Raw genomic sequence first — 24,074 nt, 5'->3', positions numbered from 1 at the left:
GTGTAGGCGTACATTTCCCCCACCCATTACGGGCGGGGGGTGGGTTGAGAGGTTTACTTACCTACATCGAAAATGATCTTGATCTGGCGCCTCGGGGGTCGCATTAGTCACATGCGTCACTCGGCGGTTGCAAGCATGGCCCCCATGCGTGCGTCCAGCGCACGCATGGGGGCCATGCTTGCGATCACCATTCCGGCAAATGAGGCATTTAGCGCTAAACGCCTCATGCAAGATCAACTTCGAACTTAGGTAAGTAACCACGCGAACCCACCCCCCGCCCGATCTGGGTGGGGGCCCAGATTGGCAGGGGGGTACGACAGTTTCGCGCCGTAGCGGGTAGATCAGTACTTGATCTGGAAGCGCAGCGTGAACCAGCCGGCGACCGAGGCCAGGACGATGCCGACCAGGACCATGATGCCGAGGATGTTGATCATCGACAGCATGTCCCAGGTGGGGATGACGCCGACGAACGTGCCGGAGTCGAGCAGCTTGTCGACCAGCAGGAACTTGGCGCCGAGCAGGGTCAGCCAGCCGACCACCGCGCCGGCCAGGCCGGCCATCGCGGCCTCCAGGACGAACGGCAGCTGGATATACCAGTTCGAGGCGCCGACCAGCCGCATGACCGAGACCTCACGGCGTCTGGAGTACGCGGCGACCTGGATCGTGTTGCCGATCAGCAGGAGCGCCGCGATGCCTTGGACGAAGGCCACCAGCAGTGCCGCGTTTCTGAACGTGTCCAGTACGTTGAACAGCCGCTCGACCAGCCGCTTCTGGTCGACCACCTGGTCGACGCCGGCGAAGGTCTTGTACTTGTCGGCGACCGCCTGGTATTTCGCCGGGTCCTTCAGCTTCACCCGGTAGGACTCCGGCAGCGCGTCCGGCCGTACGTTGGCGACCAGCTCCGGCGAGTCCTTGAACTGCTCACGGAAGCGGGAATACGCGTCGGCCTTGGTCTCGTGGATGCTGTTCTCCACCAGCGCGTCGCTCTTGAGCGCGCTCTCCAGCGTGCTGCGCTGTTCCGGGGTCACGCCGTCCTTGAGGAAGATCGAGACTTCCAGCCGGGTGTAGAAGTAGTCCTGCATCTCACCCACCTGGTTGTAGATGAGACCACCGGCGCCGAGCAGGGCGAGCGAGATCGCCGTCGTCAGGACCATCGCGATGGTCATGGTGACGTTGCGGAACAAGCCGACGCCGACTTCGGACAGTACGAATTTCGCGCGCATTTCTTCCTCAGAACGTGGGGTCGCTGAGCAACGGGTGAGCCGGGAGATCTACCCGTAGACCCCGCGTGCCTGGTCGCGGACGATCCGGCCGCGGTCGAGCTCGACCACCCGCCGGCGCATCTGGTTGACGATGTTGGAGTCGTGGGTGGCCATCACCACGGTGGTGCCGGTCCGGTTGATCCGGTCCAGCAGCCGCATGATCTCGATGCTGGTGTCCGGGTCGAGGTTTCCGGTCGGCTCGTCGGCCAGCAGGACGAGCGGCCGGTTGACGAACGCCCGCGCGATCGCCACGCGCTGCTGTTCACCACCGGAGAGCTGGTGCGGCAGCCGGCCCTCCTTGCCTTCCAGGCCGACCAGCTGCAGGACCTCCGGTACGACCCGGCGTACGACGTTGGCCGGCTTGCCGATCACCTCGAGCGCGAAGCCCACGTTCTCGGCGGCGGTCTTGGTCGGCAGCAGCCGGAAGTCCTGGAACACACAGCCGACGCTGCGCCGCATCCGCGGCACCTTCCAGCCGCGCACCTGCGACAGGTCCCGGCCGGCCAGCGTGACCTTGCCGCGGGTCGGGTTCTCCTCCTTCAGCAGCAGCTTCATGAAGGTGGACTTGCCCGAGCCGGTGGGTCCGATGAAGAAGACGAACTCACCCTTGCTGACCCGCACGTTGATGTCGTCGAGTGCCGGCCGGCCGGACCTGGAGTAGTTCTTGGTGACGTGCTCCATGGTGATCGCACTGGAGCCGCCTGCCTGGTTCATCACCGGCATGGGACTTTGCTGCTGGCTCATCACGGCCGCCGAGTCTACCGCCGCCGGTTGGGTGGCCGACCGTTGACGTCCGGTTGACAACACACCGCGACCGTGAGATTGGCGCCGTTTTACCGGCAATTGCCGTTAACGCGGCCGTACCAAAGGAGCCGTTATGCCGGGTTCTCCTGTTGCCGGCGCCACCGGATGCCGGCCTCGATGAAGTCGTCGATGTCACCGTCGAGTACGGCCTGCGGGTTGCCGACCTCGTGGTCGGTGCGCAGGTCCTTGACCATCTGGTACGGGTGCAGCACGTACGACCGCATCTGGTTTCCCCAGCTGGAGCCGCCGGACTTGAGCGCGTCCATCTTGGCCTGCTCCTCCTGCCGGCGCCGCTCCAGCAGCTTGGCCTGCAGGACGGCCATCGCGGTCGCCTTGTTCTGCAGCTGCGAGCGCTCGTTCTGGCACGAGACGACGATGCCGGTCGGCAGGTGGGTGAGGCGTACGGCCGAGTCGGTCGTGTTGACACCCTGGCCGCCGGGTCCGGACGACCGGTAGACGTCGACGCGCAGGTCGTCGTCGGGGATCTCGATGTGGTCGGCCTGCTCGACCTTGGGCAGCACCTCGACGCCGACGAAGCTGGTCTGCCGGCGGTGCTGGTTGTCGAACGGCGACAGGCGCACCAGCCGGTGCGTCCCCTGCTCGACGGACAGGGTGCCGTACGCGTAGGGAATGTGGACGGCGAAGGTCGCCGACTTGATGCCGGCCTCCTCCGCGTACGAGGTGTCGTAGACCTCGGTGCCGTACTTGTGCCGCTCGGCCCAGCGCAGATACATCCGCAGCAGCATCTCGGCGAAGTCCGCGGCGTCGACGCCGCCGGCCTCGGCGCGGATGGTGACCACCGCCTCCCGCGAGTCGTACTCGCCGGACAGCAGCGTGCGGACCTCCAGCTCGTCGATCAGCTTGGTCAGCTGGTCGGCCTCGGTGCCGACCTCGGCACGCGTGCCGGCGTCGTCCTCGGCCTCGGCCAGGTCCAGCAGTACGCCGGCGTCGTCGACCCGCTGCCGCAGGCCGTCCAGCCGGCCGAGCTCGCTCTGCACGAACGACAGCCGGGACGTCACCTCCTGCGCCTTCTCCTGGTCGTCCCACAGGTCCGGCGCGGACGCCTGCTCCTGGAGGCTGGCCAGCTCCTCGCGCATCGCGTCCGGCCGCAGCACCGACTCGATGGTGCGCAGTTTGGCGCTCAGGGCCTCCAGCCGGCCACGCAGATCTACATCAGCCACAATGGTCGAGCCTACCGGGCCGGTCGGTCACGCGTCGGGGGCCGCGTCCAGCCACTTGAGCACGGCACGGTGGTAGGTGACCGCGAAGTCGAGCGTCGCGACCGCGTACTTGTCGCCGTCCCGCTTGGCTTCCTTGAGCCGCTCGCGGGCCACGTCCAACGCCTCGGTGTGTTCCTTCCGCTTTTCCGTGAACAGCTCGTCCAGCTGACCTTTGCCGTGCAGGCCACCGAAAGCGACCCGCAGCATCAACGGATTGCGTAACTGGTCGTGGCCGGCCGGCTCGCCGAGCCAGCGGGAGAACGCGCGCTTTCCGGTCGCGGTGACCGTGTACGGCTGGGCCGAACGCGCGCCGGCCTTTCCGGCGCGTACGTAGCCCTTGGCCGCGAGGCTGGGCAGTTCCCTGTACACCTGGGAGCGGGTGGTCGTCCAGAATGGACCGAGCCGGCCGGTCGCCTCCGCGACCAGCTGGCCCCCGGTTTTCGGTCCGTCGTGCAGCAGTCCGAGCAGTGCCGCCGCGGTCGCGTTGAGAGCTGTTTCCGCCATAGCAGATGACGTTGCCATGTATCTCAGCCGGGGTCCAGAGAATCCGGCGATCCAATGTGGACTTTCTGCCCGCCGGCGGTGACGTTTTGTAGTAGTGCCAGCGTGTCCACTGTGGAGGGTGCCGACCGTCCCTTGTGGACTGTCCGGCCGTACTAGCACGCTTGTGATCAACCGGCCGGGCGTTTCGCCTCGGCTGCGCGGATCTTCCGTCGCCGCCCAGACTGTTCTAGTACAGTGGTGGGGTGGATGCGCCGTTCACCGTCACCGAGCCGAACGCCGCCGGGATCGTCGCCGCGATCGAGCTGGCGGTGGCCAAGGGCCGGTTGCTGCCCGGCGACGCGGTCCCGTCGGTACGCGCGTTGGCCAGCGCCATCCACCTCAGCCCGGCGACCGTTGCCGCGGCATACAAGACTTTGCGCAACCGCGGCGTGCTGACCAGCAGCGCCGGCAGCCGTACGCGGGTCAGTCCGCGGCCGCCGCTGACCGGCCGGTCGCTGACTCCCCTGCCGGCCGGCGTACGCGATGTGGCCAGCGGAAACCCGGATCCGGCCTTCCTGCCGTCGCTGCCGGAAGTGGCCGCCAGGCTGCACCGCAGGCATTATCTCTACACCGACGCGACGGTGTTGCCGGAGCTGCTGGAGATGGCCGTGCACGAGCTGCATCCGGTGCCGGTCAGCCGCGGCCAGATCTGCCTGGCCGGCGGCGCGATGGACGGCCTGGAGCGGGTACTTTCGGCCTATCTCAAGCCCGGCGACCAGGTGGCGGTCGAGGATCCCGGTTATACCGGGGTTCTGGACCTGTTGCGCGCGATGGGTTTCGTGCCGGTCGGCGTGCCGATCGACGACGCCGGCATGCTGCCGGACGCGCTGGCGGAAACGCTCGTGCGGCCGATCGCCGCCTGCATCATCACGCCACGCGCGCAAAATCCGATGGGATCGGCGATCGACGCGGCGCGCGGTGCCGAGCTGGCCGAGGTTTTGGCCGCACATCCGGATTTGCTGGTCGTGGAGGACGACCACGCGAGCGGTGCCGCGGACGCGCCGTACGTCAGCGTGCTCGGCGAGCGGCCGCGCTGGGCCCTGATCCGGTCGATGAGCAAGTCGCTCGGGCCCGATCTGCGGATCGCGATGATCGGCGCCGATCCGACCACCGCGAGCCGGGTCGAGGGCCGGCAGCAGGTCGGCACCGGCTGGGTCAGCCACCTGATCCAGGAGCTGACCGTCCAGCTGTGGCGGGAAAAGTCGACCGCCGACCGGTTGCGTGCGGCGCAGCGCGCGTATTCCCAGCGGCGCGAGACGTTTTTGGCCGCGCTGGCCGCTCGTGGTGTGCCAGCGCGTGGCCGGTCCGGCCTGAACGTCTACGTGCCGGTGCCGGAGGAGGTGCCGGTCGTGCGGCAGCTGTTCGACCGCGGCTGGGCCGTACAGGCCGGCGAGCCTTACCGACTGGCCTCGCGGCCGTTCATCCGCGTCACCACGGCCGCGCTCGACCCATCCGACGGCGCCGAGCTGGCCGACCACGTCGCCGCTGTGCTCAACGCGACCGCCGCGCCGGTACGCGCACGCGCCACCCGCGCCGGCTGACGCGGCTACGGAAGCGGCAGCTCGCGCTCCATGAAGGCGGCCAGGTCGCGGTCGCCGCCGGTGGCGCTGGCGGCGAGCGCGTCGCGTACGGCTCGCTGCACCTCCCGTGGCTTGTTGCCGCTGAGCTTGAAGATCGCCTCATGCCGGCCGACCTCGATGTGGAAGGCGCGGATGCCGGCCACCAGCTTGCGGTGGAAATCGGCCGACGGCGCCGGGTCCCATGCCGGCTCGCGGCCGCCTTCCAGAGCCGCGATCGTCACGCCGATGATGCGCAACGCCTCGGCCGGGTCGTCGATCAGCGTGATCCGGCCATGCAGGTGGACCGCGGTGTAGTCCCAGGTCGGCGCGCTCGGTCCGGGGCCGTACCAGGTCGGCGTGACGTACGCCTGCGGACCGGTGAAGATCGCCAGCACCGGCGTACCGGCCGGCATCGCCCTCCAGTGCTCGTTGGCCTTGGCCATGTGCCCGACCAGCCGCGTCGTGACGGCCTCGCCGGGCGCCGGCCCGTCCGGGTCCATGACGATCGGCAGGTGCGAGGCCAGCTGGCCGACGGGACCGGCGCTGTGCAGGGTGGCGAACGGATGGTCGCGGACCAGCCGGCGCAGCTGCTCCGGATCGCTGACGGCATGCTCGGGCGCAACCCACATGAGCCAAGCGTACTAGTACGGTCGTTAAATCTGTACCAGCATTTACCGTTGGTATGGCGACCGGGCGTCGCTGACCGCCGTACGCCGCAGCCCGTCGCCATAGCCGAAGGTGGGGCCGAACGGCAGCCGTACGACCCGTGAGCAGGTCACCTGCGCCCGGCCGGCCGCGACCGCGACCGCGAACGAGGTCTCGGCCAGGGCGGCGTCGGCGGCGTAAGCGTCGACCGCCGACTGCGCGGCACCGGCCGCGAGCGGCAGGGAGTCGCCGGCGTGGTCGGAGCCGTAGAAACCGGCCGCGTCCAGCGCGTTGGCGGCCACGATCGCCGCGCCGTCGCAGTCGGACTGCAGGTCGCGCTGCGCCAGGAATGCGGCCGACGCGGCGACCGTGCCGGCGACCAGGACCAGGCCGAGCAGGAAGAACAGCAGGATCAGCGGCACGGAACTGCCGTCGTCGGATCTCATGCGCCGCGGAAACGGTCGATCCTGACAACGAAAACACCGGTCACGGTGTTGTGTCCACCGTCCACAAAGGACGGCACGGCCGGCAGCCGGAAGGCGCGGACGACACACACCGCGAACGCTGATCCCGGCGCCAGGCTCGGCGTGGTTTCCGGTCCCTGGCAGTCGTTTCCGGCCGCAACGAACCGCAGTTGGGTAGCATCCGTCGACAATCCCTGGTCTTCCAACGCAAGCCGCATCGCGTACGCGGCTCTGGAACGCGCACTGGTCTCGTCTCCGGCGGTCGCGTACGCGCGGCCGGCCTGTCGCGCCGCTTCGGTGACACCAAAGGCATTGCGCTGCAGAGCGGACGCGACGAGCACGACGTAAATCAGCGGGATGAGGATGACAACGGCGAGAAACACGAACTCGACGACCGTCGAGCCATCGTCGGATTTCACGTCCCCTCCTCGATCGCGCGCGCCGACGTACGCAACGGAATGACACGGCCGAGCGGCGCGAAGAAAACCGGGATGGCGCCGGCGCACTCGACGACCACGACCGGCGCCTGCGGTCTGGACGTACAGGCGATGTCCTGGTTGACCGCCGCGCGGATGAGCGCTTCCGCTCGCGGTCCCCCTGCCTCGGGCGGCACGTCAGCGTTGGCCGCATAACGCGCACCTTCGGCGGCGCTGGCCGTCACGACGTTGCGTACGTGCAGATAGACGGCGACCTGCGCGACCGCGAGAAACAGGAAGATGAGCAGCACCGACACCAAGGCGAACTCGGCGACCGCGGCGCCTTCGTCGTCGCGCACGTCAGCCTCCGGTGCTGGACACCACGTTGCTGATCGCGTCCTGCACCGCACCGATGATCGCGCCGCGGAAGACCGCGAACAGCGCGACCACGAGACCGGCCGTCATCACGGTGACCATCACCCAGCCGGGCACGTCCCCCGCCTCGTCACGGAGATCGACCAGCCGTACGCAGAGCCAGGCCCAGACCGCCATGGCATCCTCCCCGTTTTGTCCCCTTATCACCTAGGGTAGCGCTTCTTTCACCTTCTGAATCGGAAGTGAGTGAAGCTGTGGACAACTCGATGGATCTGGGGATAGGTGCTGGTGCCAATGGTGTTAATTAGCGGGAAATCGGACATCGATGCCTGTTAGTTATCCACAGCTTGGGGTGTTGGAGATGAGGGGTTCATCTGTTTGGGTGCGGTCCGGGGAGGTGGTGGGGTTCGTCCGTTTGGTGCGTCCGGGAGGTGGCGCGTCTTCCCTTGTTCCGTTGGGTGGGTGGTTGGGTTTTTCGCCTGCGCGGCGGGCGCTCCTGCGCGGAGGGCAACCTCAAGGGAGGGGGCGCGGGAACGCCAATCGGTGTGCATAGGGGTGCGGGCGGCGGTTTGCGGTCGGGGCTGGGTTTTCCGGGCTTGCTCGGTCACGTATGGGAAGCAACCCGTCGACAAGGACGCCAACGATCTTTGCTGTAGCGCTGCATGTCCGTCTTGCCGGTTTGTGTTCTGGTAGTAAGGCCTCCTTACGTGCGCCTGACGCACGCATGGGGGCCTTGCGAACATTGAGCGGCTGCCGGGGTGGTACTGGTGTGACTGGCGTGGTTGACAATGCAGATGAGGCGGACGACTACGTAATACTTGTTTAACAAGGCATCAAAACGGACGTTTGGTGTCGGCGGAGTCCGATCCGGTCTGGTGAGCAGTCACAACAGCATTGTCAGCCTCAGTAGTCACGCCCGTCACCGCCTCTGGTGATCGCGACGGCGTGAAAGCCTGTTCGTGCACGGTCACCGTGTCAGCAGGGTGATCGACACCAGGCCGGGATAGAGCGCAAACAGCACCGTCACCGGCAGGACCAGGAAAACGACCGGCACCAGCATGGCGATCTCGCGCCGGCCGCCGGCTGCCAGCAGCGCGCGTTTGCGCGCCTCGCGTACGTCGTCGGCCTGAGCGCGCAGCACGGCCGCCAACGGCGTACCGCGCTCCAGAGCGACCAGCACGCCGTCGACGAAACGGCCGAGCGCGTCGATGGTCGTACGCTGCGCCAAATTTTCCAGCGCCGCCGGCAACGACGCACCGGCACGTGCCTCGTCCAGCGCACGCGACAGCTCGGCACTCAGCTCGCCGCGGCACATCCGGCACACGCGCTCCAGCGCTGGCGCCGGGGCCTCGCCGGCCGTGACGGCGAGCGCGAGCAGGTCGGCGACCACCGGAAACTCCGCCAGGATCGCCTCGGTCCGCCGGTGCACCTGCACCGACAACCACCAGTCACGGCCGAGAAAACCGGCCAGCGCGGCGCTGAAGGCCATCAACACCACCGCGATCGCGGACACCTGACCGGCCAACAGCCCGAGCACGACACCACCGAGAATCCCGGCTACCGCACCGATCGCGGCCCACAGCAGCTGCTCGACCCGAAACTCCTCGACACTGGCCGGCCGGCCGAGCGCGAGCTGCCGCCGCCGCACCGACCGGCTGCCGCCGACCAGCCGATCGGCAAACCCCGCCGCCTCCAGCAAAACCGGCCGCAGCAACCGGCCGAGCGCGCCAAGTGGCGCCTTCACCTCCAGCAGTCGCGACGGCCGGGGCGCGTCACGCAGATACGGCGTCAGCCGGTCGACCAGCCGCACCCGGCGCATTCCACCAGCCAGCACCAAAACCAGCCCGCAGCCGGCGAAAAGCCCCAGCAGCATCCCGAAAATCATCGCAGCACCCGCTTCTCCACCGGCAGCCGGCCGATCCGCAGCATCAGCCGGTACGCACCAAAACACAGTGCGGCGCCGATGGCCAACAACAGCCGCCCGCTGGTCGAGTCGTACGCGGACAATGTGCTGCTTTGCGTTGCCAGCATGAGCAAAACGATCCACGGAGCCGCGACGGCCAGCCGGGCGCCGTTGATCGTCCACGACTGGCGCGTCTCCAGCTCGGCGCGCGTACGCGCGTCTTCTCGCAAAAATGCCGAAAGCGTACGCAACAACGTGCCTAGCTCCGTGCCGCCAACCTCGCGCGCCATCCGCAACGACTCGAGCACACGGTCGCCGACCGGATCGGCCAGTGCCTCCCGCAATGCGTCCAGTGACTCGGAAAACCGGCCGCTGGCCCGATAGTCGCTGGCAAACCTGGCAAAAGCCGGCCGCAGCTGTTCCGGTCCGCGAGAGCCGAGCGCGCCGACCGCTTCCGGCAACGACATTCCGGCGCGTACGGCAGACGTGAGGTGGTCGACGACCTCCGGCCACACCTCGCGCAGCTCGGCCTGCCGCCGGTTGCGCGACCGTCGTACGACCGCCACCGGACCGAAAAACGCGAACACACCGAAACACGCGGCGATGGAGAAACTGCGACTTGTCAGCAACACCAACAAAAACGTGAAAACGGCCGCGCCGAGCTGGATCGCCAGGAGCTGTCCGCCGGTCACACCGTCGATGCCGGCCTGCCGCAACACGTCCGTACGCCGGTCGAGCCAGCCGGCAAACCGGCGCCGCCGAGCCGGGGCGCGCCGGCCGGAGCGCCAGCACAACAGGATGCCGATCCCCAGCACCAGACCGAGAAACGCGCCGAGCGCGGCCATCAGCCGGCGCCAAGCAGCCGGACCAGGTCGAAGCCGGCACGCGCGTATCGGGACGGATGCGGCGGATAACCGCTCGACCGGGTCAGCCGCCCGTCCGAGGTCGCGAACAACTCCGCCGTTTCCACGACGCTGTTCTCGGCGCGGCCGGTCACCGCGACGATCTCGCGTACGCGCCGCCGGCCACTGCCGTCGGACTCGATGTGCACAACGACGTCGACACAGGCCGCGACGGTCGGCACGACGAAACCGGTCGTCACGTTTTCGCCGGCCAGCAACGGAAGCGTACACAGCTTGGTCACCGCCTCACGCGCGGAGTTGGCGTGAATGCTGGCCATTCCGGGCAGGCCGCTGTTGAGCGCGATCAGCAGGTCGAGGCATTCGGCCTGGCGCACCTCGCCGACGATGATCCGGCTCGGCCGCATCCGCAGCGCCTCTTTCACCAGCCGCCGCAACGGAATCTCACCGGTGCCTTCCAGATTGGGTTGCCGTGTCTGCAAAGCGACCCAGTCGGCGGCGGAGAACTTCAGCTCGAAGACCTCCTCGCAGCTGATGATCCGTTCGCTGGCCGGAACCGCGGCCGCCAGGCAGTTGAGCAGTGTCGTCTTGCCGGCCTGCGTACCACCGCTGACGATCACGTTGAGGCCGGCGGCGACCGTCGCCTCCAGAAAACGTGCCGCCGGCGCGCTCAGCGTGCCGAGGCTGCACAGTTGTTCGAGGCTGCTGGCCCGTACGACGAACTTCCGGATGTTGACGGCCCAGTGTTCGCGTGTGATGTCCGGAATGACGACGTGCAGCCGCGAGCCGTCGACCAGCGTCGCGTCCACGAACGGCATCGACAGGTCGATCCGCCGGCCGGTGCCCTTCAGCATCCGCTCGACCAGGTCGCGGACCTGGCCCGCGGACAGGATCGTGTTGGTCAGCTCGCTGCGGCCGCGGCGCGCGACGAACACCCGGCCGGGGCCGTTGACCCACACCTCCTCGATCTCCGGATCGTCCAGAAACCGTTGCAGCGGACCGATTCCGGCGACCGCGTCGAAGATCGTACGAGCGGCCGCCGGCGCGTCCAGCAGCGGCGGCAGCCCGCCGGAAAGCGCGCGGTCGGCGTAGTCGGACAGCGCTTCCTCGATCAGTCGGCGTACCGCGGCCGGCTCGCGGACCGGATCCAGGCCGCGGCGGCGGACCAGCTCCCGCACCTCCGTACCGAGGATCCCGGTCGCCGCGTCCACCGCCACGCCCCCGTAGCCGCCTGTCTCTTTTGTCGCGTAACAACCTATCTGTCAAGAATGCGTAAAGACAACAGTCCGTCACCCGCGGTTCGGTCGCAGGGTCGCCCCGCGTGCGACTGGTGCACGTAGGGCGACCCTGCGGCCGACGATCAGTCGACGGCGGCGACGAGCGCGTCGGCTGGCTCGCGCTGCTTGACGATCGCCGGCGCCTTCGGAGCGTCGCCGCCGCGCAGCGGGACCTCCTTGATGAACCACGCCACCACGAAGGCGATCGCGGTGATCGGCACGGCCCACCAGAACAGCGTCTGCACGCCGTCGACGATGGCCGCGCTGTACGCGTGGTGGATCGCGTCCGGCAGCTTGTCCAGCAGCGCCGGGCTGAGCCGCGCACCGCCGCCGGTCAGCTTCTCCGCGGTCGCCGAGCCGACGCTGTCGGTCAGCGAGGCGGTCAGCCGCGAGCTGAAGATCGCGCCGAACAGGGACACACCGATCGAGCCGCCTATCTGCCGGAAGAACGTGGCGGCCGAGGAGGCGACCCCCATGTCGCGTACCGACACGCTGTTCTGCGTGATCAGCATCGTCGTCTGCATCAGGAAACCCATGCCGAGGCCGAGCGGGATCATCAGCAGGCTGGCCATGGTGTGCGTCGTGTCGACGGTCAGCTGCGCCAGCGCCACCATGCCGATCGTCATGACCGCGCCACCGATGATCGGAAACGCGCGATAGCGGCCCGTACGCGTCGTCACCTGGCCCACGATCAGGCCGACGATCACCGACGACAGCATCAGCGGGATCAGCGCGAGACCGCTCTGGGTGGCGCTGTCACCCTGCACCATCTGCTGATACTGCGGCAGGAAGGTGGTCGCGCCGAACATCGCGAAGCCGACCAGGAAACCCAGCACCGAGGCGAGCGCGAAGTTGCGGTTGCGGAACAGGCTGAGCGGCATGATCGGTTCCTTCGCGCGCCGTTCGACGAACACGAAGGCGACCAGCGACACGACCGCGAGGACGCCGAGGCCGATGATCTGCCACGAGCCCCACGCGTACTCGGTGCCACCCCACGTCGTCAGCAGCACCAACGCGGTGATGCCGACGCTCAGTACGGCGACGCCGAGGTAGTCGATCGAGGCCTTGACCGTCGACTTCGGCAGCTTCAGCGTCAGGACCACGACCGCCAGGGCCAGGATGCCGACCGGGATGTTCACGTAGAAGGCCCAGCGCCAGTCCAGGTGGTCGGTGATGAAGCCACCGAGCAGCGGACCGCCGATCATCGCCAGCGGCATGACCGCCGCCATCAGACCCTGGTAGCGACCGCGCTCACGCGGCGGCACCAACGCACCCATGATCGACATCGCGCCGACCATCAGGCCGCCGCCACCGAGCCCCTGCAGCGCGCGGAAGGCGATCAGCTCGAACATGCTGTGCGCCGCGCCCGAGAGCACCGAGCCGGCCAGGAAGACCAGGATCGAGGCGATGAACGTACCCTTGCGGCTGTAGAGGTCGCCGAGCTTCCCCCAGATCGGCGTGGCCACCGTGGAGGCGAGCACGTACGCGGTCACCACCCAGGACAGGTGGCTGAGGCCACCGAGGTCACCGACGATCCGCGGCAGCGCGGTGTTGACGATCATGTTGTCCAGCATTGCCAGCAGCATCGCTAGCATGACGCCGGTGAGGATGACGTACATCCGCCCCCTGGAGGGTGGCGTCGCGTCCTCCGGCGCTTCGTGTGCGCCACCACGGCGTCGCGGCGCCGCGTGCGTGGTGTTGGCTGTCATCAGTATTCTCCAGTAAAGACGATGTTTACTTGTCGGCCGGCTAGCTCACTTACTAGTCGTACGGTAAGCTGCTACTAGCCGGTCGTCAAGTAAGTAAGGTGAGTGTGGTGACAGACGACACGTCGACCGCGACGCGGTCAGGCACCCGTCAGCGGATCCAGCAGGTCGCGCTGGAGCTGTTCGGTGAGTACGGCTATGACAAGACGTCGCTGCGCGAGATCGCCGAGCGGCTCGGTGTCACCAAGGCCGCGCTTTATTACCACTTCAAGAGCAAAGAGGCGATCGTCGCGTCCGTCTTCGAGGACATGTACGACGGCATGGACGACTTCGTCCGATGGGCCAAGGACCAGCCGCGCACCCGCGAAGGCCGCCGCGCGATCGCCGAGCGCTATGTGCAGAACTCCAGGAGCGGCACCCTGGTGATGCGGCTCTACCAGGAGAACCAGCCGGCCATGCGCGAGCTCAAGGTCGGCGAGCAGATGCGCGACAAGCTCATCGAACTGGTCAACACCCTCACCCCGCCGGACGCGTCGATCGCCGACAAGCTGCGCATCCGGGTCGCGCTGTTCTCCGTACAGCTGAGCCGCTTCAGCATGAAGGACACACCGACCGACCAACTCGAGCCGGCGATCATCGAGGTGGTCACCGAACTCCTCGACAGCGTCGACTGGACCACCCCGGCCGCCTGACCGTTGGCAATGCTGACCAACCGCACCCCCGCGCCGTAACTGTCATACCCACCCGCCAATGTTGGCCCCCACCCAGACCGGGTGGGGGGTGGGTCTGAGAGGTTGCAAGCAATGGCGAAAAACAACAGCCCCGCCAGTCACATGGGTCTCAGCCGCCACAGCCTCCATGCACGCATGGGGGCCATGCGTGCGCTGGACGCACGCAAGGGGGCCTTGCGTGCATCCGACAATCGTACATATGGGGCGTTTAGCGTTACATCGCGAACCCAAGATCAACTTCGAACTTATGTAAGTAACCACGCGAACCCACCCCCCACCCGATCTGGGTGGGGGCCGAAATTGCCACAGGGGTACGACAGTTTCTCGCCGTAGCGGGTAGTTGGCGACCCGCGCTGCCGTTCGGGGGCGTTGGCAGGCAGACTTTCGGCATGACTGACCCGCATCTCTGGCTTGAGGATCTGACCGCAGACCGGTCGCTGGACTGGGTACGCGAGCGCAACGCGGAGGCGACCGCCGCGCTGACCGGCCGCCCCGGCTTCGACGCGCTCAACCGGGAGATCCGCGACGTACTGGACGCCAGGGACCGCATCCCGTACGTGCGGCGCCGCGGCGACCATGTCTACAACCTCTGGCAGGACGAGGACCATCCACGTGGCCTGTGGCGGCGGACCACGCTGGCCGAATACCGCAAGGCAGAGCCGGCCTGGGACGTGCTGATCGACGTCGACGCGCTCGGCGCGGCCGAGTCGGAGAAATGGGTCTGGCAGGGTGCCGACCTGCTCAAACCCGACTACCGCCGCGCACTGGTCTCGCTGTCCCGCGGCGGCGCCGACGCCGTCGTCGTGCGCGAGTTCGACCTCGACGCGCGTACGTTCGTCGCCGACGGTTTCACCCTGCCGGAGGCCAAAAGCAACATCGGCTGGATCGACATCGACCGGGTGTACGTCGGCACCGACTTCGGCACCGGCTCGCTGACCGCCTCCGGATATCCGCGGATCGTCAAGGAATGGCGGCGCGGCACCCCGCTGTCGGAGGCGGTCACCGTCTTCGAGGGCAAGCCGGAGGACATCGCGGTCAGTGCCAGCCACGATCCGACCGAGGGCTTCGAACGGGATTTCGTCATCCGCTCGACCGACTTCTATTCCAGCGAGAAGTTCCTTCGTACGCCGGACGATCTCGTCAAGATCGAGGTCCCCGACGACACCGAGATCGACGTGCATCGCGAATGGCTGACGATCCAGCTGCGTACGGACTGGATGACCTTTCCAGCCGGCGCGTTGTTGGTCACCAGGTTCGACGACTTCATGGCCGGCTCACGCGACCTGGAAATGCTTTTCGAACCGACACCGAACACGTCGCTGACCTATCATTCCTGGACCCGCCACCACCTCCTGCTCACCACCTTGTCGGACGTGAAAACCCGCATCGAGGTGTTGACACCGTCGGAATCCGGCTGGAAACGCGAGCCGCTGTCCGGCCTTGCCGAAGCCGGCAGCATCGACGTGATGGACACCAACCCGGACGACAACGACGAGTTTCTGTTGAACTCCACCGGATACACACAACCGTCGACGCTGCTTTACGGCCGGGTCGGTGAAAATCCGGAGGTCCTGAAGCAGGCCCCGGCGTTCTTCGACACCGACGGCATTTCCGTACGCCAGCATTTCGCCACCTCGGCCGACGGCACGAAGATCCCGTATTTCGTGGTGGGAAAGGCTGGAGCTCCGACCGGTCCGGTGCTGCTCAGCGGATACGGCGGCTTCGAGATCTCGATGCGGCCGGCCTACAGCGGGGTGATCGGGCGCGGCTGGCTGGCCAGAGGCGGCACGTACGTGGTGGCCAACATCCGCGGCGGCGGCGAGTACGGACCGCAGTGGCATCAGTCGGTGATCCGCGAGAACCGGCCGAAGGTGTACGAGGATTTCGTCGCCGTCGCGAAGGATCTGCGGGAGCGCGGCATCGCCGAGCCGCACCGGCTCGGCATCAACGGCGGCAGCAACGGCGGGCTTCTGATGGGGGTCATGCTCACCCGCTATCCGGAGCATTTCGGCGCGATCGTCTGCGCCGTGCCGCTGCTGGACATGAAGCGCTATCACCTGCTGCTGGCCGGTGCGTCGTGGATGGCCGAGTACGGCGATCCGGACGAGCCGGCCGACTGGGATTTCATCAGCACGTACTCGCCTTATCAGAACGTACGCGCCAACCAGCCGTATCCGCCGGTGTTGTTCCTCAGCTCCACCCGCGACGACCGCGTACATCCCGGCCACGCCAGGAAAATGGTGGCGCTGCTGCGCGAGCACGGCTATGACGTGTCCTACTACGAGAACATCGAAGGCGGCCACGGCGCCGCCGCCGACAACGAGCAGCTGGCCTTCCGCTGGGCCCTCACCTTCCAGTTCCTCAACGACCGCCTCACCCCAGACGCCCACAGCTGAACGGAGAAAAATCCCAGATCGCCACGGAAGGAAAGCAACCTTTTCACCGTTCGGTCGAACCGAAGCGGGTCATTGTCCCCTACCGGACTGGATAATTGTAGGGTGACACGGCCGCTACTCCCTGTGCATACTAAATAGCTCGCCTCGATCGGTGAGCCTGGTGCCGGTAACGGAAGCCAGCGCAGCATCGTCGAGGGGAGACGGTCATGCCTGGAAGCGATATTCGACGCTCGGAGCTGATGGACCGGATGGTTGACGTCTGGGCCAATGAGCTGATCGATCTGAGCAGCAGAAACACATTGCTGAACTTCCGGATCACCAAGACGACCTGCCTCGACCTGACAACCGCCGATGCCGTCGGCATGACAAGTTTGTTTGGCGGCCAGAAAACTGGGCTCGTAAGGCTCTTTCCGGAGGAGACCGCGCACCGCGACGCCTGCACGCGAGCTCGCGGTCTGCGTCGAAGGATCCGGGAGTTCACCGAGGAGCAGGGGATCGAGATCGGCCGCATGGCCGCTGGTTTCGTCACCACACCAAGCTCAACGGGCCGCTCAGCAACGTTGCAGCTGCACGCTCCGCTTCTCCTTCGCGGCATAACGATTACCGCGAAGAGCAGCACGGAGGCAGACTTCAGTCTGCAGGCCGGCACGGATCCCGAGCTGAACGAGGTGCTGCTCTACGCTCTGGAGACTGAATACGGCCTGGAGTTGGACTCCGACGCGTTCACCGCCAAAATCGCGAATCTGCTCTCCGAGGTAGTCGACCCGCAGGAACAGGTCGAACGGGTCTTCGCCGAGCTCCGAGACATCGCCTCCCGGCAGGGAATACGGCTCGACGTGGACAGAGATGTCCTGGTCGGCCTCTTCAACTACGAGAAACTCCCGATGGTCCGCGACCTGCGATCGGTCGACGGCCGAGCGCTCTTGGCCCGACATGACCTGATCGCGGCGATCGCCGGACATCAACCCGCGATCGACCAGGTGTTCGCGGACGCCGGGAGCTTTCAGCCACCCGGCGCTGACCGGCTCAGACCGGAGAACGAGTTCCTCGTCCACGATGCCGATTCGTCGCAGCACCACGCCATCTACGCGGCCCTGGCCGATCAGCACGTACTCATCGAAGGACCGCCCGGGACCGGCAAGAGCCAGACCATCGCGAACATCATCGCCGGCGCCGCCGCGACAGGGAAACGTGTCCTTTTCGTCGCGGAGAAGAGAGCGGCGATCGAAGCCGTCACCGATCGACTGGCCGCGGTCGAGCTGTCTGGCCTGGTGTTCGACCTGCATCAATCGCGGCTGAGCAAGCGAGACGTCGCGAAGCGGCTGCTGACCGGCCTGGAACGAGTGACCTCGGAGCCGCCGGTCGACGCGTCCGACTGCCATCGACGGTTGGCCGATCGCAGAGCTCAACTCAACAACCACGTCAAGGAACTCCACGAGAAACGGCCGCCGTGGAACGTCAGCGCCTTCGAGGTGCGCGAGCGGATCCTGGCTCTTGGGCCAACAGCCGCCACCAGCAAGAAAATCCGCGAACCGCACCTGGAAGCTGTCGACGCGAACGTCATCGGCCAACTGGAGGACGACCTCAGGAAATTCGTGGAGATCGGTGGTCCTCGAGTCCTCCGCGAGGACACGCCCTGGTGGCGGGCTGAATTGCCAGACACAGATGCGATCCGGTCTGTGCTCCTCGAACTCGACGAGCTCGCCGGGCGATCGTTGCAAGACAGCAACGACCAGGTCCGCTACGTCGCCGGGCAGGCCGGCCTGCCTGAACCCACGACCATCGAGGGATGGGACCATCTGCTCGCCCTGCTCGACGGCGTCGCGAACAGCGTACGCACTTTTTCCGAGGCGATCTTTTCGCTGGATGTGAACGGCATGCACGCGGCTACCGCATCGCGTGGTGAACGCGCGAAGCTGGGTCAGCGATTGCCATGGTTGCAACGACGGGCGCTGGTCAAGCTGGCGCGGTCCAACTGCCTCCTCGGCATTCGATCCAAAGCCGCCCTACACGCCGAACTCACCAAGATCGTCCATCAACAGCGTGAATGGCACAGGATCGGTGGCGCGAACTCCAGCCCGCGGACGGTTGCCGGACTCGCCGCTGTGATGTCCACCTACCAGACCGCGAGGCGTCAGCTTGCCGCAGTCGCCATGTGCGCGAGGATCCCCGACCTGCAAAAGCAGACGCAGCCGGTGGTGCGCTCGACCCTGGAAAAGCTGCAAGGCGATCGGGACATGCTTTTCCAACTTCCCGAGATCTCCCGCCTTCGTCGCACGTTCTCCCGGTTTGGCCTGGACGATCTGCTCGCTGATATCGCCAGGAAAAACTGCTCCTCCGAACAGGCCGCTCGGCAACTCCGGTATGCCTGGCTGAGATCCCTGGACGAGGAATTCCGGCTAGGTAGCGCGACGTTGCGGGATTTCGCCGGAGAGCGGCAGGACCGCCTGGTCGACGAGTTTGGCCGCGTCGACGAGGAACATCTCGCGGCCAACGCTCGACGAGTTCGTCGAGCGGTGGCCGTACGCACCCGGAAGGCCAACGACCAGTTTCCGGTGGAAGCACGGTTGCTGAAGACCGAGGCCAGCAAGAAGGCTCGACACCTGCCGATGCGTGAGCTCGTCGGCAAGGCATCGAACGTATTGCTCGCGCTGCACCCGTGTTAGGCCATGTCACCGCTGGTGGCGAGCAAGATGTTGCCGGCCACCGAGCTCTTCGATCTCGTCGTGTTCGACGAGGCGAGCCAAATTGAGCCGCACGACGCGATGACGTCCATCATGCGCGGCCGTCGGCTCGTGTTGGCCGGCGACGACCGACAGCTGCCGCCGTCTCGATGGTTCAACCGGATGCTGGCTGACGATCCGTCCGATGACAGCTCCGATGCGCAGCTCAGCGACTTCGAATCCATCCTCACGTCGATGCGGCCGATCATTCCCCACTGCTACCCGCTGCGCTGGCATTACCGCAGCCAGGACGAGCGACTGATCGCGTTCTCCAACAAGGAGATCTACAACGGCGGTCTTGTCACCTTTCCCGGTACGCAGAAGGAAAGTCCGCTGCGACTGGTGCCCGTCGACGGCACCGCCTCTCCTGGTCAGGATGGCTCGTCTCCGGAGGAGGTCCGCAAGGTCGCCGAACTGGTGCTGGAACATGCCAGCCAGCGTCCCCACGAAAGTCTCGGGGTGATCACTCTCGGGACGAAACATCAAGCACGGGTCGAGCACGAGATCAGGCAGGCCCGCGCCAATCGGCCAGAGCTCGACGATTTCTTCGCCGACGACACCGGGCCGACGCATCGTTTCTTCGTCAAGAACATCGAGACCGTGCAGGGCGATGAACGGGACGCGATCATTCTGAGTCTCGGTGTCGCGCGACGCGCCAACGGCACCGTGTCGCGAACCGGATTCGGCGCGCTGAACCGTGAGGGAAGTGAACGGCGGCTCAACGTCGCCGTGACCAGGGCCAGACGGCGGATGACCGTGGTCAGCTGCTTTGGTCCCGCCGCGATCGCGCCGGGCCCGGTGGCCAACGGCACCGAGATGCTGCGCCGATATCTGGAAATGATCGACCACGATGGCGACGTCGATCGGGTTGGCCGAAGCTCTAACGTGCCGCTCAACGGATTCGAGGAAGATATCCGCCGACGACTGACCGAGGCCAGGATTCCCGTACATCCGCAATGGGGCTTTTCCGGTTACCGCATCGACTTCGCGCTTGCCGACGAAAACGACCCGGGCCGCATGGTGATGGCCGTCGAGGCGGACGGCGACGCCTACCATCGCAGCAGGAGTGCGCGCGACCGTGACCGGCTTCGCCAACAACATCTGGAAAGGCTCGGCTGGCGATTCCACCGCGTGTGGGCCTCGTCCTGGTTTTCCGATCCAGAGGCGGAGACGGCGCGGATCGTCGAGGCATGGCGGGCCGCCATGAGGTCGTCGGCCCAACCACGAACCACTGTCCCGCCGGTCGTGACACCGCCACCGGCCACGAGAAGACGTGGCCCGCGACCGAATGTCCGACCCGGCCAACCAATCACCGAGTACAGCGATGGGGAGTTGATCTCGATCATGATGTGGTTGATGAGCGACGGCCTGCAGCGAGACCGTGACTCGCGGATCGACGAGGCGATGCGGGACCTTCATTTCCGCCGGAGAGGCACGCGGATCGCCGAGCGCCTGGACCGCGCCGCGGAAGTCGCCCAGCGCCGGACCGACCGTGGAGAACCGTGATGTTTCCACTCGACCCGGCAACGGAAGAACGGCTGGCGCGCGTGATCGTCGATCCGGACGGCTCGTACGAACGGAAGGGATGGCAGCTGGAACAGTTGCTTCATCGAGCCGGTTGGCCGGCTTCGGTGGAATACGACGGCTCGGCGCGCGTACGGTGGCTGGCCGACGAACTGGCCAGCCGGCGAGACGAACGTGCTTTGGTCGAGAGGCTGCTCTGTCGAGTCTGCGATCCACGCGAGTACGACGACGGCTTGGCCAGTGCGGAAGAATTCCGTAACGTACTCAACGACATTCTGGAGCTCGAAGGCCTGGCGGTCGTCTTTGTCGGTCGCCAGCCCGTCGTTGCCGAACTCGGCCACGACGGTTTGACCCCGTTCTTCTCAGCGCCACCGGATCTGGAACAACGAATTCGGTCGATCATCCGAGACGACCGAACGGTTGCCGTCCTGAGCAGGCGGGCGGCCGAAACGGTCGCCTGTGAACAGGTTGGCGCGCACACCATGGCCATCATCGGCATCGGCAGTCTCATTGAGGGTGTGCTGATGGCGGTCTTACAGGAGCACGGCCCGGCCGACCAGACGTATGTCGACCGGAACGGAAAGGCCGTGTCGTCCAGCCGTCCGACGCTGGAACAGCTGATCGACACGGCCCACGCCCGTAATCTCATCCAGCTCGACGCGAAAGACTTCATGCACAAGGTCCGTGACTACCGCAACTATGTGCATCCACGAAAGGAGCTTGCCGAGCAGCCGGCCTTCGACGCGGACAGCGTCCGGCTTTGCTGGGGGCCGGTCCAGGCCGTACTGAACGACCTGGAACAGCACACCAGTCACTAGCCCGGGCTATGCCATGTGCGGATAGCGGTAGTCGGTCGGCGGCACGAAGGTTTCCTTGATCGAGCGCGGGCTGACCCAGCGCTGCAGGTTGCCGATGCTGCCGGCCTTGTCGTTGGTGCCGGAGGCGCGGCCACCGCCGAACGGCTGCTGGCCGACGACCGCGCCGGTCGGCTTGTCGTTGATGTAGAAGTTTCCAGCGGAGAAACGCAAAGCCTTCGATGCGCGGTCGATCACCGCGCGGTCGTTGGCGAAGACCGCACCGGTCAGCGCGTACGGCGAAACGTCGGCGGCCTGGCCGACGACATCGTCGAATTTGGTGTCGTCAAAGACATGCACGGCGACGATCGGCCCGAAATACTCCGACACGAAGACGTCGTTGGTCGGGTCGCTGCATTCGACGACGGTTGGCCGTACGAAGAAACCCTCACTGTCGTCGGCACTGCCACCGGCGATGACGTTGCACGCCGCGTCGTTCTTGATGCGGTCGAGCACGCCGGCCAGCTTGTCGAAGGACCGCCGGTCGATCACCGCGCCACCGAAGTTGGCGAAATCGGTGACGTTCCCGTAGGTCAGCTGCTCGGTCGTCGCGGCAACGTCGTCGCGCAGACCACCGTTCCACAGCGACCGCGGCACGTACACACGCGAGGCCGCCGAGCACTTTTGGCCCTGGTATTCGAAAGCGCCACGGATGATGCCGGTGCCCAGCGCCGCGCGGTCGGCGCTGGAGTGCGCGATGATGAAGTCCTTGCCACCGGTTTCCCCGACCAGCCGCGGATAAGTGCGGTAGGTGGTCAGGTTTTCCCCGACCGTACGCCACAAATGCTGGAACGTCCTGGTCGAGCCGGTGAAGTGGATGCCGGCCAGGTCCGGGTCGGACAGGGCGACCTTGCTCACCGCGGCACCGTCGCCGTGTACGAGGTTGATGACACCGTCCGGCAGGCCGGCCGCCTTCAGCAGCTTCATGGTGTGGTGCGCGGCCAGCGCCTGGGTCGGCGACGGCTTCCAGACGACCGTGTTTCCCATCAACGCCGGCGAGGTCGGCAGGTTGCCGGCGATCGCGGTGAAGTTGAACGGCGTGATCGCCAGGACGAAACCCTCCAGCGACCGGTGGTCGAACCGGTTCCACACACCGGGCGAGGAGATCGGCTGGTTGTCCAGCACCTGCCGGCCGAAGTGCGCGTTGAAGCGGAAGAAGTCGGCCAGCTCCACCGCCGCGTCGATCTCGGCCTGCTGCACCGTCTTGGACTGACCGAGCATCGTCGCCGCGTTGAGCGTGTCGCGCCACGGGCCGGTGAGCAGGTCCGCGGCGCGCAACAGCACGGCGGCCCGCTCGTCGTACGGCAGCTCACGCCAAGCCGGCGCGGCGGCCTTCGCGGCGGCCACCGCGTCGGCAACGTCCTTTTCCGTCGCCTGCTGTGCCACGCCGAGCACGTGTGAGTGCTTGTGCGGCTGCACGACCTCGATGTCGGCGCCGTCGCCGTGGCGTTCGTGCGCTCCGATGAAGTGCGGCAGCTCGTGTCGCTCGGCGGCGAGCCCGTTGAGCGCCTGCGCCAGCGTAGCCCTCTCGTGACTGCCCGCAGCGTACGTCCGCACCGGCTCGTTGTGCGGCACCGGCACGTTCGTGACCGCGTCCATTTCCCCTCCTCAGCGCGCGTCTTGTGGACGCTTCGATCGAGTTGTCCCACCATCCTGGCACGCTGGAGGATGAGTGGCTGACGATCGGTACGCTCGTTCGCCGAAGCGACCAGGAACTGGGGGCCATAGATGACGACCGGTGGAATGCCGCCGTACGGACAGCAGCCCAACCGCGGACCGGCGCCGGGCTATCCGCCAGCCGGCTATCCGGCCCAGCCGCCGACCGGCCCGGTGACCGGCGCGCCGACCAGCGGCTATCCGGTCACCGGCGCACCGGTCAGCGGCTATCCCGTGAGCGGCTATCCGGTCAGTGGATATCCGGTCAGTGGCCATCCGGCCAGCGCGCCGCCCGGCCAGCCGAAGCCGGACATGCGGCAGATGCGCCAGACCTCGCGGTCGGCCGGTGTCGCGACGGTGCTCTCGGTGCTCAACGTGGTGCTGACGCTGTTGCTGCTCTACACGTTCCCGTTCTTCAGCGACCGCGACCTCACCATCACCAGCGTCGCCGGCATCGCCGGCGCGACCTCGATCATGGCGGTGGCGGTGACGGCGCTGGTGGCGGCGCGGCTGCGGCAGCTGCCCCTGCCGGTCGCGGTCGTGTTGGTGTCCTTCGCCACGGGTCTGGTGCCGGCGGTGATCTCCGGCGGCGTGGTGATCTTCCACGACGACGCGGTGCACGGCATCGCGGTGATGCTGACCGTCCTGGTGTCATCGGTGCTCTGTGGGCTGTTCGTGCTGATCCGGCCGGCGCGTACGCTCATCGCCGCCGCCATGACCGCCGCGGTGGTCGCGCTGGTCATCCGGTTCGTCAACACGCTGATCTCCCAGGTCGTCCTGCACTGGCTGATCTGGAGTCTCGGGTGGCAGGACTCGGCGCTGATCGCCTTCGCGGTCATCTTCAACTCGTCCGAGGAGATCGTGCTGACCGCGATCGTGGTGGCGGCGATCGTGCCTGGCCTGATCCGGACCGGCATGGTGAGCGGCCACGAGATCCGCGCCGGCGTGCTGGTCGGCGTGATCCCCGGCCTGATCCGGTTCGTCTCGGCCGGCCTGTCGTGCATTCCGCTGCTGATCTTCCGTACCGAGGGCGGCAAGCCGATCGACATCTTCTTCACCGGCTTCGCGTTTTCCATGTACGGCCTGATCGGGGCGTTCACCGGCCTGCTCGTCGGCATCCTGGTGGCCGCGATCAGCCGGCCGAAGCGGGCCTAGG

Annotated in this window: 22 protein-coding genes; 7 read left to right on the top strand and 15 right to left on the bottom strand. The window is 66.7% G+C overall.

Annotated features, from left to right (window positions below; all coding sequences use genetic code 11):
- Nucleotides 1-341: 341 nt before the first annotated feature.
- The 4 genes from ftsX to GNX95_RS19860 all read right to left on the bottom strand — a co-directional run bounded on the left by ftsX (nt 342) and on the right by GNX95_RS19860 (nt 3,790).
- Entirely contained in the window at nt 342-1,223 is an 882-nt protein-coding gene (ftsX, locus tag GNX95_RS19875) for a permease-like cell division protein FtsX (protein ID WP_163508900.1), read from the bottom strand.
- Between the two features lie 48 nt (nt 1,224-1,271).
- Nucleotides 1,272-1,976: a cell division ATP-binding protein FtsE gene (ftsE, locus tag GNX95_RS19870; RefSeq protein WP_246281681.1), complete on the bottom strand. Its 705-nt coding sequence runs from the start codon at nt 1,974-1,976 to the stop codon at nt 1,272-1,274.
- 161 nt (nt 1,977-2,137) lie between these two features.
- A complete protein-coding gene (gene prfB / locus GNX95_RS19865; RefSeq protein ID WP_163508899.1) occupies nt 2,138-3,247 on the bottom strand; it encodes a peptide chain release factor 2 in 1,110 nt (369 codons plus the stop codon).
- 27 nt (nt 3,248-3,274) lie between these two features.
- Nucleotides 3,275-3,790 (bottom strand): PadR family transcriptional regulator, encoded by a 516-nt coding sequence (locus GNX95_RS19860; protein WP_163508898.1) that lies wholly within the window; start codon nt 3,788-3,790, stop codon nt 3,275-3,277.
- A 242-nt stretch (nt 3,791-4,032) separates the two neighbouring features.
- Here GNX95_RS19860 and GNX95_RS19855 point away from each other — a divergent pair, with 242 nt between their 5' ends.
- Nucleotides 4,033-5,370: an aminotransferase class I/II-fold pyridoxal phosphate-dependent enzyme gene (locus tag GNX95_RS19855; RefSeq protein WP_163508897.1), complete on the top strand. Its 1,338-nt coding sequence runs from the start codon at nt 4,033-4,035 to the stop codon at nt 5,368-5,370.
- 5 nt (nt 5,371-5,375) lie between these two features.
- Here the strand turns inward: GNX95_RS19855 and GNX95_RS19850 are convergent, their stop codons facing one another.
- The 9 genes from GNX95_RS19850 to GNX95_RS19810 form a co-directional block, all read right to left on the bottom strand.
- Entirely contained in the window at nt 5,376-6,017 is a 642-nt protein-coding gene (locus GNX95_RS19850; protein ID WP_163508896.1) for an FMN-binding negative transcriptional regulator, read from the bottom strand.
- Nucleotides 6,018-6,059: 42 nt separating this feature from the next.
- Entirely contained in the window at nt 6,060-6,479 is a 420-nt protein-coding gene (locus GNX95_RS19845; RefSeq protein WP_163508895.1) for a pilus assembly protein TadG-related protein, read from the bottom strand.
- Entirely contained in the window at nt 6,476-6,916 is a 441-nt protein-coding gene (locus tag GNX95_RS19840) for a hypothetical protein (RefSeq protein ID WP_163508894.1), read from the bottom strand. The genes GNX95_RS19845 and GNX95_RS19840 overlap by 4 nt, the downstream gene beginning before the upstream one ends.
- Nucleotides 6,913-7,272: a TadE family protein gene (locus tag GNX95_RS19835; RefSeq protein WP_222853767.1), complete on the bottom strand. Its 360-nt coding sequence runs from the start codon at nt 7,270-7,272 to the stop codon at nt 6,913-6,915. The genes GNX95_RS19840 and GNX95_RS19835 overlap by 4 nt, the downstream gene beginning before the upstream one ends.
- Before the next feature lies 1 nt (nt 7,273).
- Complete coding sequence (locus tag GNX95_RS19830) at nt 7,274-7,465, bottom strand: hypothetical protein (RefSeq protein ID WP_163508892.1); 192 nt, start codon at nt 7,463-7,465, stop codon at nt 7,274-7,276.
- Nucleotides 7,466-8,255: 790 nt separating this feature from the next.
- Nucleotides 8,256-9,173, bottom strand: coding sequence for a type II secretion system F family protein (locus GNX95_RS19825; RefSeq protein ID WP_222853766.1), 918 nt, complete (start codon nt 9,171-9,173; stop codon nt 8,256-8,258).
- Nucleotides 9,170-10,036, bottom strand: a complete 867-nt coding sequence (locus tag GNX95_RS19820) for a type II secretion system F family protein (protein WP_163508891.1) — start codon at nt 10,034-10,036, stop codon at nt 9,170-9,172. Before GNX95_RS19820 ends, GNX95_RS19825 begins: the two co-directional genes overlap by 4 nt.
- Nucleotides 10,036-11,262 carry a TadA family conjugal transfer-associated ATPase gene (locus GNX95_RS19815; protein ID WP_163508890.1) on the bottom strand — a complete coding sequence of 409 codons (1,227 nt, stop codon included), beginning with the start codon at nt 11,260-11,262 and terminating at the stop codon, nt 10,036-10,038. Before GNX95_RS19815 ends, GNX95_RS19820 begins: the two co-directional genes overlap by 1 nt.
- Nucleotides 11,263-11,411: 149 nt before the next feature.
- Nucleotides 11,412-13,037, bottom strand: coding sequence for an MDR family MFS transporter (locus tag GNX95_RS19810; protein WP_163508889.1), 1,626 nt, complete (start codon nt 13,035-13,037; stop codon nt 11,412-11,414).
- A gap of 107 nt (nt 13,038-13,144) precedes the next feature.
- On the opposite strand from GNX95_RS19810, the gene GNX95_RS19805 reads away from it, so the two are divergent.
- Nucleotides 13,145-13,726, top strand: coding sequence for a TetR/AcrR family transcriptional regulator (locus GNX95_RS19805; protein WP_163508888.1), 582 nt, complete (start codon nt 13,145-13,147; stop codon nt 13,724-13,726).
- A gap of 428 nt (nt 13,727-14,154) precedes the next feature.
- Complete coding sequence (locus tag GNX95_RS19800) at nt 14,155-16,161, top strand: prolyl oligopeptidase family serine peptidase (protein WP_163508887.1); 2,007 nt, start codon at nt 14,155-14,157, stop codon at nt 16,159-16,161.
- Between the two features lie 551 nt (nt 16,162-16,712).
- On the opposite strand, the gene GNX95_RS43285 is transcribed toward GNX95_RS19800, so the two are convergent.
- Nucleotides 16,713-17,123: a hypothetical protein gene (locus tag GNX95_RS43285; protein WP_246281680.1), complete on the bottom strand. Its 411-nt coding sequence runs from the start codon at nt 17,121-17,123 to the stop codon at nt 16,713-16,715.
- 18 nt (nt 17,124-17,141) lie between these two features.
- Here GNX95_RS43285 and GNX95_RS42580 point away from each other — a divergent pair, with 18 nt between their 5' ends.
- The 3 genes from GNX95_RS42580 (at nt 17,142) to GNX95_RS19790 (ending at nt 21,226) form a co-directional block, all read left to right on the top strand.
- A complete protein-coding gene (locus GNX95_RS42580; protein WP_246281679.1) occupies nt 17,142-18,827 on the top strand; it encodes an AAA domain-containing protein in 1,686 nt (561 codons plus the stop codon).
- A gap of 30 nt (nt 18,828-18,857) precedes the next feature.
- Entirely contained in the window at nt 18,858-20,390 is a 1,533-nt protein-coding gene (locus tag GNX95_RS42575; RefSeq protein ID WP_222853764.1) for an AAA domain-containing protein, read from the top strand.
- A gap of 125 nt (nt 20,391-20,515) precedes the next feature.
- On the top strand, nt 20,516-21,226 hold the full coding sequence (locus GNX95_RS19790) for a hypothetical protein (protein ID WP_222853763.1): 711 nt from the start codon (nt 20,516-20,518) through the stop codon (nt 21,224-21,226).
- Between the two features lie 6 nt (nt 21,227-21,232).
- Here GNX95_RS19790 and pruA read toward each other — a convergent pair whose 3' ends face one another.
- Nucleotides 21,233-22,861 carry an L-glutamate gamma-semialdehyde dehydrogenase gene (gene pruA / locus GNX95_RS19785; RefSeq protein WP_163508885.1) on the bottom strand — a complete coding sequence of 543 codons (1,629 nt, stop codon included), beginning with the start codon at nt 22,859-22,861 and terminating at the stop codon, nt 21,233-21,235.
- A 129-nt stretch (nt 22,862-22,990) separates the two neighbouring features.
- Here pruA and GNX95_RS19780 point away from each other — a divergent pair, with 129 nt between their 5' ends.
- A complete protein-coding gene (locus GNX95_RS19780; RefSeq protein WP_163508884.1) occupies nt 22,991-24,073 on the top strand; it encodes a YML083C domain-containing protein in 1,083 nt (360 codons plus the stop codon).
- The last annotated feature ends 1 nt before the right edge of the window (nt 24,074 follow it).

The organism is Fodinicola acaciae, from assembly GCF_010993745.1.
Lineage (GTDB): Bacteria > Actinomycetota > Actinomycetes > Mycobacteriales > HKI-0501 > Fodinicola > Fodinicola acaciae.
The sequence above is the reverse complement of the archived record's forward strand: the minus strand, read 5'-3'. Positions and strand labels throughout refer to the sequence as shown.

Coding starts and splice junctions, on each gene's coding strand:
- ftsX (WP_163508900.1), bottom strand. CDS start 1,223: ATGCGCGCGAAATTCGTACTGTCCGAAGTCGGCGTCGGCTTGTTCCGC.
- GNX95_RS19860 (WP_163508898.1), bottom strand. CDS start 3,790: ATGGCGGAAACAGCTCTCAACGCGACCGCGGCGGCACTGCTCGGACTG.
- GNX95_RS19850 (WP_163508896.1), bottom strand. CDS start 6,017: ATGTGGGTTGCGCCCGAGCATGCCGTCAGCGATCCGGAGCAGCTGCGC.
- GNX95_RS19780 (WP_163508884.1), top strand. CDS start 22,991: ATGACGACCGGTGGAATGCCGCCGTACGGACAGCAGCCCAACCGCGGA.
- pruA (WP_163508885.1), bottom strand. CDS start 22,861: ATGGACGCGGTCACGAACGTGCCGGTGCCGCACAACGAGCCGGTGCGG.
- GNX95_RS19820 (WP_163508891.1), bottom strand. CDS start 10,036: ATGGCCGCGCTCGGCGCGTTTCTCGGTCTGGTGCTGGGGATCGGCATC.
- GNX95_RS19830 (WP_163508892.1), bottom strand. CDS start 7,465: ATGGCGGTCTGGGCCTGGCTCTGCGTACGGCTGGTCGATCTCCGTGAC.
- GNX95_RS19800 (WP_163508887.1), top strand. CDS start 14,155: ATGACTGACCCGCATCTCTGGCTTGAGGATCTGACCGCAGACCGGTCG.
- GNX95_RS19825 (WP_222853766.1), bottom strand. CDS start 9,173: ATGATTTTCGGGATGCTGCTGGGGCTTTTCGCCGGCTGCGGGCTGGTT.
- ftsE (WP_246281681.1), bottom strand. CDS start 1,976: ATGAACCAGGCAGGCGGCTCCAGTGCGATCACCATGGAGCACGTCACC.
- GNX95_RS19845 (WP_163508895.1), bottom strand. CDS start 6,479: ATGAGATCCGACGACGGCAGTTCCGTGCCGCTGATCCTGCTGTTCTTC.
- GNX95_RS19810 (WP_163508889.1), bottom strand. CDS start 13,037: ATGACAGCCAACACCACGCACGCGGCGCCGCGACGCCGTGGTGGCGCA.
- GNX95_RS43285 (WP_246281680.1), bottom strand. CDS start 17,123: ATGTCCGGCGATCGCCGCGATCAGGTCATGTCGGGCCAAGAGCGCTCG.